We start from the raw sequence: 10,839 nt of genomic DNA on the forward strand, positions 1-10,839 counted from the left end.
ACCCCCATCGCGTCGACGCTCTCCTCCGCCTTGCAGCCGCACGCACCACACCCCGCTCGGGCCGGCCGAAAGGCCACGTAGCCCCACCGCCAGGATGATCCGAACGACAGGCCCTAGCTCGCCCCCGCCGGTTCGTAGTCCTGGCCGAGGATCACCGTCACGTCCGCGTTCGAGGAGACCTCGCCCTTGGTGACCGCTTCGGTGGGCAGTCCCAGGGTCTTGGCGACCTCGGTGGCGTTCTCCTTCTCGGCGTCGTCCGCGTAGGTGATCTCCGTGGTGGCCTCGGCGGCGGAGGCGGTGCCGCCCTCCAGGAACGTGAAGCCGCCGTTGAGGAGGGTCACGCGCGCGTCCTCGGTGCGGTCCTCGACGCCGGTGGCGTTCTGGACGGAGACGCGGACGGCGGTGCTGTCGTCGGGGTTCTCGGCCGTGCCGCCCAGGACGTCCTTGACGACACCGGCGCTGGCCTGCGCGTTCAGTGTGCCGTCGGTCTCCAGGGGCAGCAGCTCGGTCTTGTACTCGCCGCTCTTGGCGAGGTCGGACAGGGCCGCGAGGAAGGCGCCGAGGTCGCTGTCGGTGAGGGACGGGTCGAGGATCTGCGCGAGGGTCTGCACGGTGGTCGTGGCGGCCTGCGGGTCGGACGACATCTTGCGCAGCACGCTCTGCACGACCTGCCCGAACCGCTCCAGCTGGACTTCCTGGGTCTCGCCGGACGCCTTGTAGGTGGCATACGCGACCGCCATCTTGCCGCTGAGGGTCTGCTGGGAGCCCTTGCGGACCAGGGGCGCCGCGCCCTCCTCGGCGTCCGGGTCGGGGACATCGGCGTCCGTGTCGACCTCGATGTTGCCCACGAGGTCGACCAGGTTCTGGAGATACGGCGTGTCGAGCCGCCAGGTGCCCTGGATAGAGGTGCCCAGGGCCGTGTCGAGGGCCTCACGGGTGCCGGAGGAGCCGTCGTCCTCGACGGACTTGGTGAGGGTGGTCGCGCCGTCGTCGCCGGTCAGGGCGAGCGCGTTGGGCAGCAGCACGGTCGTGCCCTGCTTGGTGGTGGTGTTGTCGACCAGCAGGGCGGTGGAGGTGGCGCCGCCCTGGGTGTCGTGCAGATGGACGACGATGACGTTCCGCTTCTGGGCGCCCGCCGTCGTCGTACCACCGCCGTTGTCCGAGGACGACACGCCCGGGAGTTTTCCGGCCCACCAGAGGTAGCCGACGCCGCCGGCCACGAACACCGCCAGGGCGACGACCAGGGCGATCAGGCGCCCGCGCGCGCGGCGCTTGGCCTCCTCACGGCGCTCGGTGCGGTTCTCCGTGAAGGCGAGCCAGTCGATGACGTCCTCGGAGTCGCCGTCGGGCTCCTCGACGAAGGCGAACTGCTCGGTGCGGTAGTCGCGGTCCTCGCGCGGCCCCCGTGCGCCGGTGTCCTGCGTGCCGGAGTCCTGCACGCCGGTGTCCTGCGCGCCGGGCTGCTGGTCGGGGGCCGGTTCGGGGGGGCCCGCCTGCTGCGGGATGTAGGCGGTCTGCTCGGCGACCTGCGGCTGCTGCCCAGCGGCGGCGGTCTGGCCGTACGGGTCGTAGGCGTCGTACCCGGGATAGGTGCCGGTGCTGTCGTAGCCACCGCCCTGCTGCGGGGCCGCGGGCTGCTGACCGGTGCCGTAGGCGTCATAGACGGGCGCGGGCTGCTGCTGGCCGGGCGCGTACGGTTCGTAGCCGTAGGTCTGCTGTGCGTAAGGGTCGTAGGGCTGCTGCTGGGGCTGCTGTGACGGGATCTGCCGGTACACGGGCTGCCCGTACTCGTCGTAGCCGACAAGTTCGTACTGGCCCTCGTACCCCGCGTCGTATCGGTCGTTCACCGGTGCCCCTCTCGGCTCACTCGCCGCGGTACAGCTCTCGTTTCGCGATGTAGCGCACGACCCCGTCGGGCACCAGATACCAGACCGGGTCTCCCTTGGCGACTCTCGCACGGCAGTCCGTGGACGAGATGGCCAGCGCGGGAACCTCGACCAGCGAGACCCCGCCCTCCGGGAGACCGGGATCGGCGAGGACGTGGCCGGGCCGGGTGACCCCGATGAAGTGTGCCAGGGAGAACAGTTCCTCGGTGTCACGCCAGGTGAGGATCTGGCCGAGGGCATCGGCACCGGTGATGAAGAACAGGTCGGTGTCCGGGTTGATGGCACGCAGGTCCCGCAAGGTGTCCGCGGTGTACGTGGGACCGCCGCGGTCGATGTCGATACGGCTGACGGAGAACTGCGGATTCTCGGCGGTGGCGATGACCGTCATCAGATAGCGGTCCTCGGCCGGGGAGACCGCGCGGTGGGTCTTCTGCCAGGGCTGCCCGGTGGGCACGAACACCACCTGGTCGAGATGGAAGGCGGCGGCCACCTCGCTGGCCGCCACCAGGTGCCCGTGGTGGATCGGGTCGAACGTTCCGCCCATGACGCCGAGACGGCGCTTGCCGGTGTGTGCCGGACCGGTAGGCATGCCCTGCTCTCCCATGCGTGCAGACCCTACCGGCCCCGCCTGGGAAGCCCCCGCCGGGTTCAGCGGTCGCGGTTGAAACGAGTCGTGATCCACAGCAGAAGCAGCAGGATGACGAAGGCGCAGCCGCCCACGAAGTACGGGTTCAGGCTCTGGTGGTTGCCGCCGTGCTCCCCGCCTTCGGCGGCAAGGGTGACCAACTGGGCAGCGGCGCTGTGGAAAGTCATCTTCGGCAGAACCTATCCGGTGTGGGCGGGATAAAGACGTCGGCTCATGGTAAGCGGGCGCCCGTTCGCCGATCACGCCGACTCCGCCGTTGGGGACCCCGCACGGCGGCGGGGGAACCTTCGGCGGCGCTCAGTCGTCTTTCCGCTTGTAGCCACGCAACAGGATCCACGCAGTCAGCACACAGCCCACGACCATCACGATCAGCACGACTCTGAGCAGGTTGCCCGCACCCTGCTGCTCGGCGGCGCTCGCGGCCTCGGTGAGCCAAGCGGCTGCGGGAATGCGGTCCATGACGGGGGACTCCTTACGCTGTAGTGCCCGTCCACGGTAACCCCGCCCAGGCTGGGCTCCGCTTCGGGGGCGCACAGGGGCGATCAGACGCACATGGGGGAAGACATGTCCGACGAAGGCCACCAGAACGACGGGCACGAGAACGTGCCGAGCAGGCAGCGAACGCGCTTTCCGGGGATCTCCTCGCGGGCGTACGAGCATCCGGCCGACCGCTCGGCGCTGGTCGCGCTGCGCAAGCTGAGCGGTTTCGACACGGTGTTCAAGGCCCTCAGCGGCCTGCTGCCCGAGCGCAGTCTCAGATTGCTGTTCCTCTCCGACTCGGTGCGGGTCTCCGAGCGGCAGTTCGCCCATCTCAACGACATGCTGCGCGACGCCTGTTACATCCTGGACCTGGAGAAGGTCCCGCCGATGTATGTCAACCAGGACCCGCAGCCCAACGCGATGTGCATCGGCCTGGACGAGCCGATCATCGTGGTCACCACCGGCCTGGTCGAGCTGCTCGACGAGGAGGAGATGCGCGCGGTCGTCGGCCACGAGGTGGGTCACGCCCTCTCCGGCCACTCCGTGTACCGCACGATCCTGCTGTTCCTGACCAATCTGGCGCTGCGCGTGGCGTGGATCCCGCTCGGCAATGTCGCGATCATGGCGATCGTGACGGCCCTGCGCGAGTGGTTCCGCAAGTCGGAGCTGTCCGCCGACCGGGCCGGGCTGCTGGTCGGGCAGGACCTCAAGGCATCGATGCGTGGCCTGATGAAGATCGCGGGCGGCAACCACCTGCACGAGATGAACGTGGACGCGTTCCTGGAGCAGGCGGAGGAGTACGAGGCGGGCGGCGACCTGCGCGACTCCGTACTGAAGATTCTGAACGTGCTGCCCCGCACCCACCCCTTCACCACCGTCCGCGCGGCCGAGCTGAAGAAGTGGGCCGAGTCCCGCGACTACCAGCGGATCATGGACGGCCACTACCCGCGCCGCGGCGAGGACAAGAACACGTCCGTCACCGACTCCTTCCGCGAGTCGGCCACGAGCTACGCCAGTCAGGTGAAGGACTCCAAGGACCCGCTGATGAAGCTGGTCACCGACATCGCGGGCGGCGCCGGCGACCTGGGCGGCCGGGTGCGGCGCGGCTTCGGCGGCTTCACCGGCTCGGGCAACTCGGGCGGCTCGGGTGGCTCCGCGCCGAAGGACACCCCGCCCAACGGCACGACCCGCACGGAGGACCCGCCGCGCGACGAGAACTGACGCCAGCGGGGAGGGCGGACAGGGGTGACGAGGAGGGGCCGGGAGAGGCGACGTTGGCGGACGGGGGGCTGACGGGTTGGTGACGGGCCGCTGACGGGAGGGACTGACGGCGGCGGGAGGCGGCGGCGTGCGAGGGCCTGTCGGCCTTCTCGGAGAGCGGCTACGCGGACTGCGGCAACCCGGCAACGGGTTCGCCGGCCAAGGAACTGACGGGCAGCGCGGTCCGGCGCACGGCACGGGCCAGCGGGCAGTACGGGCCAGCAGGTAGTACGGGCCGAACTGGCGCGGTGTCCCGCCGGGCCCGGAAGCGGCACGGTGTCCCGCCGGGCCGGGAAGCGCCGGGTGACCCCACCAGGCCCGGTGGCCGGAGCGGACAGGGGCGGCCCGCAGTGCTACGGCGGCGGCCCTCAGCACCTCGCGAACCGGGCCGTCGGTGGCGCGGTCCACCAGCGACGGGTTCCTCCGTCCCGCCACTGGGGCGGGCCAGCGGCTGGTCTGTGCGGCGGGGGCGATGACGGGGCCTGAGACCTGGGCCTGAGACCTGGATGTGTGGCGGGGGTCTGTGGCCCGGGGCTGTGACTGGGGCAGGGACCGGAGACCGAGGTCGTGACGGGGGCGCGAGACGGAGGCGGGTGAGGGCTCGGACAGTGCCCCGCCCCGGGTCCCGCCGATGTCGCGGCCGTCGTACGTGCCGCAGCCCTTCACAATGCCGCCGCCCCCATACCGCCGTCGCCCCTACCCCGCCCGGTCCCGGTCACAGACCGGTCGCTGCCCCCGCCGCACGCCCCGGTCACTCACCCGCACCACCCACCCCGGTCACCCACCCGCGTCACCCACCCCGCTCATCCATCCGCGTCACCCACCCCGGCCGTCCTCCGGCGAAACCCACCCCACCCTCAAACCCTCGGCAGTGTCTGCTCCGCCAAGGTGCCGCACAGGGCCGTGGGGCTGCCGGTGGCGTAGGGGTCGGTGCCTGCGGGGCCGCCGGTCCTGGGTGTCTGGCCGGCGAGCAGGGGGCGGAGCAGGCTTGCCGAGTCGTCGGCGCAGGAGAGGGGTCCGGCCTGGGCGTACGACGTCTGGAGCCGGGCCTGGTGCAGGCGCAGATCGTCGAGGTCGAAGCTGAAGCGCAGCTCGCGCCGGACGGTGAACAGCGACGCCTCGGCGTCCGCGGCCGCGCCGGCCGGGCGCAGCGCGTAGACGAAGATGTGGTCCGAGACGACCTCCAGGGTGGTGGAGTCGGTCTCGGTGGCCCGGAGGGTGCCCTGGACGCGGATCTGGGGGTCGGCGAGTTCGACGGCCTCGGTGTCGAAGCGGACCAGCCAGCCGGTCGCGGCGTGCCGGCCGTCGGCGGCGGGCCGGTCGAAGCTCTCGTCGAACTGGTCGAGTTGGTCCGGGTCGAGCATCACGCGTACGGGCCGCACCTCCTCGCCGGTGAGCACCTCGGGGTAGAGCGAGGAGCGGACGAGGTAGTCCTTGGCGGTGGTCAGGGCGGTGACGACCTGGCTGTCCGAGAAGTGTTCGGTGCTTCGGGTGGCCGGCAGCGGTATCCCCTCGGCGCCGACACGGAACTCGGCGGCCGGGCTGCTCTCGTACAGCCGGGCGGTGTCGGTGGTGCCGGGGACCTCGCCGGTCGGGGTGAGCGGGACGACGGTCATCCGCAGTGGCTCGACGGGGTCGTCGACGGTCGTGGCCTGGTTGCCGTAGGGGCTGCGGACGCCCATGTAGACCGCCGTGCCGAAGGCGAGCGCGATCAGCAGGACCAGGATCAGCGCCTGCCGGGGCAGGCCCCGGCGCATGGGCGGGCGGCGGCGGACGGCGGGGGCGTCGTCGCCCATCCGCTCCTGCGCGGAGAACTCCTGGAGCCGGGCAGCCCGGACGAACGACTCGTCGAACACGACGGATCGGTATTCGTCGTCCGCACCGCCGGGGGCGCCTTCGGGTGTCCCCGGCGGTGGGTCTCCAGGTCCGCCCATATCTTCAGGGTAGGTCTCCCGGCGCTTCGGTAAACGCCCTGCTACGCGCCAACTTCTGACAGGTCCTCACCAAAATGCGTCGGGGCGTTCCGCATAACGGGGAGGGTGCCGGAGAGTCACCCTCGGGGGTGGACCGGATCGCCGGTGCGGGCCCTCAGGGGGTGCGGGGAACGGCCGAGGCGGTGGGCTGGAGGTGGTAGGCGGAGGCCGAGGGGGCCGCTGCCCGGCCGCCCTGTTCGACTCCGGTGGTGGCCGGTGGCGGGACCGGGTCCTGGCGGCTGGAGGAGGCGCCCCGGTAGACCGCGGCGAAGGCCAGCGCGACCATGCCGATGCCCATCACGAGGGCGAGCAGCCAGGCGACGGCGCGGTGCCAGCGGATCTGCTTGCCGTAGCCCGTCGGGCCGTAGTCGTCGTCCAGGTCGTCGAGGTAGTCCAGCTCGGGGTCGCGGCCGAATTCTCGGCCGTCGCCGTAGGGGTCGTCGTAGTGCTCGCCTCTGGCGTGGGCGCGGCGGGCCTCGGCCTCGGACGCCTCCGCTCTCGCCTGCGCGGCGGCCAGCAGGCGTTCGACCGCGGTCGGCTCATGGACCGCCGCCGCCTTGATGAAGGCCTCGTCGAAGACCACGGCGGCGAACTCTTCGTCCGACATTCCGCGGTCGTGGTCGTCGGGCATCCAGCCGTCCGGGAACGGCGTGCCCCCCACGTCGTCCGGCACATGTCCAGAGTAGACCTGGGGGGTCAATTTGGGCAGACCGTATGGAAATTCATCCGTCTGCCGAGACGTCATGCCGTACGCGCCCGTCAGCGCCGTACGTGCCCGTCCCCCGTCACGATGTACTTCGTGCTGGTCAGCTCGGGCAGGCCCATCGGGCCCCGGGCGTGCAGCTTCTGGGTGGAGATGCCGATCTCGGCGCCGAAGCCGAACTGGCCGCCGTCGGTGAAGCGGGTGGAGGCGTTCACGGCGACCGTGGTCGAATCGACCAGTTGGGTGAAACGGCGGGCGGCCTGCTGGGAGGTGGTGACGATGGCCTCGGTGTGGCCGGAGGTCCACAGCCGGATGTGTTCGACGGCCTTGTCCAGGGAGTCCACGACCGCGGCGGCGATGTCGTACGACAGGTACTCCGTCTCCCAGTCCTCGGCCGTCGCCTCGACGACGGTCGCGCGGGAGTCCTTGGCGTACGCCATCACCCGTTCGTCGGCGTGCACGGTCACCCCGGCCTCGGCGAGGGCGTCCAGCGCGCGGGGCAGGAAGTCGGCGGCGATGTCCTGGTGGACCAGCAGGGTCTCGGCGGCGTTGCAGACGCTGACCCGGTGGGCCTTGGAGTTGATCAGGATCTCCACGGCCATGTCGAGGTCGGCCCGGGCGTCGACGTAGACATGGCAGTTGCCGGTGCCGGTCTCGATCACCGGGACGGTGGACTCGGCGACGACCGTCCGGATGAGGGAGGCGCCGCCGCGCGGGATGAGGACGTCGACCAGACCGCGGGCCCGCATCAGCTCACGCACGCTCTCCCGGCTCTCGCCGGGCACCAGCTGGACGGCGTCGGCGGGCAGCCCGGCGCCGCCGACCGCGTCCCGGATCACCCTCACGAGGGCGGTGTTCGACTCGTAGGCGGAGCCGGAGCCGCGCAGCAGCACCGCGTTGCCGGACTTCAGGCAGAGGGCGGCGGCGTCGACGGTGACGTTGGGGCGGGCCTCGTAGATGATGCCGACGACGCCGAGCGGGACGCGGACCTGGCGCAGGTCGATGCCGTTGGGCAGGGTCGAGCCGCGGACCACCTCGCCGACCGGGTCGGGCAGCGCGACCACGTCCCGGACGTCGGCGGCGATCGCCCGCACCCGCTCCGGGGTGAGGGTGAGCCGGTCGATGATCGCCTCGCTGGTGCCGGCCTCGCGGGCCTTGGCGATGTCCTTGGCGTTGGCCTCGATGATCTCCGCCGTACGGACCTCCAGGGCGTCCGCGATGGCGAGCAGCGCGTCGTCCTTCGCGGCCCGCGGCTGCGGGGCGAGGTCGGCGGCGGCGGCCTTCGCCCGGTAGGCGGCCTCGGTGACCGGGGACATCGAGTCGTACGGAGAGAGCGTGGTCATAAGGGCAGGGTAGTGCGCCCGGCGTACCGTTTCGGCGCTTGTCCCGAACCGCGAGACATCCACCCGGACGGGGCCGGGGGGCGCCCCGGGCGGCACGGGGGTCACACCGGTCACGCGCGTCACGCGTCACACCTGTGCCACCTGTCTCACCTGTCGCACCTGTCACATCCGTCACCTGGACCGCGGGGACCGCACCAGCCGCCCGGGCCAATGGGCTCGCGCAGGCCATGGCTCGCCCGCCACCCGGGCATCTCCCCCGGGCCCCGCCCTCAGAACGGATGCACCCCCACCGGCGACGCCGGAGGCGGGCCGTAGCCCTCGGCGATGCGCTGGTGATAGGTCTCGCGGTCGATGACCTCAAGGCCGACGATCTCCCAGGGCGGGAGGCCGGCCGTCTGGCGGTGTTCGCCCCACAGGCGCAGGGCGACGGCGGCGGCGTCGTGGAGGTCGCGGGCCTCCTCCCAGTACCGGATCTCGGCGTGATCGACGGCATAGCGGCTGGTCAGCAGGAAGGGGTGGTCGTGGGCGAGCTGCGAGAGCGCGCGGCGGACCTCCTTCAGCTCGGCGGCCTCGCCGGAGACGCTGAGGGTGACGTGCCACAGGCGCGGTGCGTCGCCGGGGCGCTCGCCCTCGTGCTCGCTCTCGCGCTGGTAGCGGTCGCCGGCCGCGACGCTGGTCAGGGCGCGCTCCTCGCCAGCCGGGCGGGAGGCCGCCCCGGCGGCACCGGCGCGGGACGCCGCTGTCCCAGGACGCACTCGTCTCACGGCGGCCTCCTCAGTGCCTCGGTCCCGTCGTCCGGGTCCGGCTACGTGGTCGCGCGGCTCCAGGGCCGCGCGGCCTACCCAGTGCTGTGTGGCATACCAGTGCTGCTGACGTACGCAGTACTGCCGACTTACGCGGTACTGCCGACTTACGCGGTACTGCCCGCTGACGCGGTACTGCCGGGTGACGCACTGCTCCCGGCCCGTGCTGTGCTCGTGGCTGACGCGGTGGTCGTGGCTTACGCAGTGCTCTTGCGAATGTGTCGCCCTGACAAAGTTGAGCAGGCCGCAAGGCTCCATGGGGCCGTTTTACGGAACGTCCCCCACCGGTGGCGGATGAATCAGCTCTTTTACGGATGCAGGACGACCAGGTCGTCCCTGTGTACGACCTCCCGTTCGTACGCCGGGCCCAGCTCACGGGCGAGTTCGCGGGTGGAGTGGCCGATCAGCCGCGGGATCTCCCTGGCGTCGAAATTGACCAGGCCACGGGCGACGGCGTGGCCGCTGGTGTCCCGCAGTTCGACCGGGTCGCCGGCGCTGAACTCGCCCTCGACGGCGGCGATCCCGGCCGGCAGCAGCGACTTGCGGCGTTCGACCACCGCCCGTACCGCGCCGTCGTCCAGGATCAGGGCGCCCTGGGGGGTGGAGGCGTGCTGGAGCCACAGGAGACGGTCGGCGGAGCGTTTGCCGGTGGGACGGAAGTAGGTGCCGGTGTCCTGCCCGGTGAGGGCGTCGGCGGCGTGGATCGCGCTGGTCAGCACCACGGGGATACCGGCCGCGGCGGCGATCCCGGCGGCCTCGATCTTGGTGGTCATGCCGCCCGTGCCGACGCCCGCCCTGCTCACGCTGCCGGTCTCGACGTGGGCGAGATCGTGCGGGCCGCTGACCTCGGCGATCCGCGCGGTGCCGGGCCTGCCGGGGTCGCCGTCGTAGACCCCGTCGACGTCGGAGAGCAGTACCAGCAGGTCGGCGCGGACGAGGTGGGCGACGAGGGCGGCGAGCCGGTCGTTGTCGCCGAAGCGGATCTCGTCGGTGGCGACGGTGTCGTTCTCGTTGACCACCGGGAGGGCGCCCATCGCGAGCAGTTTGTCGAGGGCGCGTGAGGCGTTGCGGTGGTGGGCGCGGCGGCTCATGTCGTAGGAGGTGAGCAGCACCTGGCCGACGCGGACGCCGTGGCGGGCGAAGGAGGCGGTGTAGCGGGCGACCAGCAGGCCCTGGCCGACGCTGGCGGCGGCCTGCTGGCGGGCGAGGTCCTTGGGGCGGCGGCGCAGGCCCAGCGGGGCCAGTCCGGCGGCGATGGCTCCGGAGGAGACCAGCACGATCTCCTTCTCTCCCCCGCTGCGGGCCTTCGCCAGCACGTCGACCAGGGCGTCGACGCGGTCGGCGTCCAGTCCGCCCGCCGCCGTGGTCAGCGACGAGGAACCCACCTTGACGACGATCCTGCGGGCCTCGCGCACGGCCTGCCTTGCCCCTGCCACGTTGGTGATCGCCTCTCGCGTAGCTCCCGCTGCCTCGCCCGGCAATCTACGCGAAGGGGTTGGTGTGCCGCGCATCGATTTCACGCAGCGGACGGGGCGGGCGGCGGCCGGGCGGCACCTCCGGCCTCCGGCACCCCGGACCGCCGCGGCCGGCACACGCCGAGGGCGAGCCCACCCGCACGCATCCCCCGGCACCCCCGGACCACCGCACCCGCCACACACCGAGGGCGAGCCCACCCGCACGCATCCCCAGGCACCCCCGGACCACCGCACCCGCCACACACCGAGGGCGAGCCCACCCGCACGCCG

Annotated in this window: 10 protein-coding genes; 1 reads left to right on the plus strand and 9 read right to left on the minus strand. The window is 71.9% G+C overall.

Features of this window, described 5'->3' with window-relative positions; translation table 11 throughout:
* Positions 1-113: 113 nt before the first annotated feature.
* The 4 genes from ACFRFC_RS33790 to ACFRFC_RS33805 all read right to left on the minus strand — a co-directional run bounded on the left by ACFRFC_RS33790 (position 114) and on the right by ACFRFC_RS33805 (position 2,991).
* Positions 114-1,847: a LytR C-terminal domain-containing protein gene (locus ACFRFC_RS33790; protein ID WP_382688968.1), complete on the minus strand. Its 1,734-nt coding sequence runs from the start codon at positions 1,845-1,847 to the stop codon at positions 114-116.
* A 16-nt stretch (positions 1,848-1,863) separates the two neighbouring features.
* Entirely contained in the window at positions 1,864-2,490 is a 627-nt protein-coding gene (nadD, locus tag ACFRFC_RS33795) for a nicotinate-nucleotide adenylyltransferase (protein WP_382688965.1), read from the minus strand.
* Positions 2,491-2,534: 44 nt separating this feature from the next.
* The gene (locus ACFRFC_RS33800; protein WP_382688962.1) at positions 2,535-2,699 is read right to left on the minus strand and encodes a hypothetical protein; all 165 of its coding nucleotides are present in this window, start codon (positions 2,697-2,699) and stop codon (positions 2,535-2,537) included.
* A 130-nt stretch (positions 2,700-2,829) separates the two neighbouring features.
* Complete coding sequence (locus ACFRFC_RS33805) at positions 2,830-2,991, minus strand: hypothetical protein (RefSeq protein ID WP_382688959.1); 162 nt, start codon at positions 2,989-2,991, stop codon at positions 2,830-2,832.
* Positions 2,992-3,096: 105 nt separating this feature from the next.
* On the opposite strand from ACFRFC_RS33805, the gene ACFRFC_RS33810 reads away from it, so the two are divergent.
* Complete coding sequence (locus tag ACFRFC_RS33810) at positions 3,097-4,233, plus strand: M48 family metallopeptidase (RefSeq protein WP_382688956.1); 1,137 nt, start codon at positions 3,097-3,099, stop codon at positions 4,231-4,233.
* Positions 4,234-5,129: 896 nt separating this feature from the next.
* Here the strand turns inward: ACFRFC_RS33810 and ACFRFC_RS33815 are convergent.
* The 5 genes from ACFRFC_RS33815 to proB form a co-directional block, all read right to left on the minus strand.
* A complete protein-coding gene (locus tag ACFRFC_RS33815; RefSeq protein WP_382688953.1) occupies positions 5,130-6,206 on the minus strand; it encodes a hypothetical protein in 1,077 nt (358 codons plus the stop codon).
* Between the two features lie 154 nt (positions 6,207-6,360).
* A complete protein-coding gene (locus tag ACFRFC_RS33820) occupies positions 6,361-6,990 on the minus strand; it encodes a hypothetical protein (protein ID WP_382688950.1) in 630 nt (209 codons plus the stop codon).
* Between the two features lie 14 nt (positions 6,991-7,004).
* Positions 7,005-8,291 (minus strand): glutamate-5-semialdehyde dehydrogenase, encoded by a 1,287-nt coding sequence (locus ACFRFC_RS33825; RefSeq protein ID WP_382688947.1) that lies wholly within the window; start codon positions 8,289-8,291, stop codon positions 7,005-7,007.
* 269 nt (positions 8,292-8,560) lie between these two features.
* Positions 8,561-9,055: a hypothetical protein gene (locus ACFRFC_RS33830; RefSeq protein ID WP_382688944.1), complete on the minus strand. Its 495-nt coding sequence runs from the start codon at positions 9,053-9,055 to the stop codon at positions 8,561-8,563.
* 347 nt (positions 9,056-9,402) lie between these two features.
* Positions 9,403-10,509 carry a glutamate 5-kinase gene (proB, locus tag ACFRFC_RS33835; RefSeq protein WP_382689228.1) on the minus strand — a complete coding sequence of 369 codons (1,107 nt, stop codon included), beginning with the start codon at positions 10,507-10,509 and terminating at the stop codon, positions 9,403-9,405.
* Positions 10,510-10,839: the final 330 nt, after the last annotated feature.

The organism is Streptomyces sp. NPDC056734, assembly GCF_042790455.1.
Classification (GTDB): Bacteria; Actinomycetota; Actinomycetes; order Streptomycetales; family Streptomycetaceae; genus Streptomyces.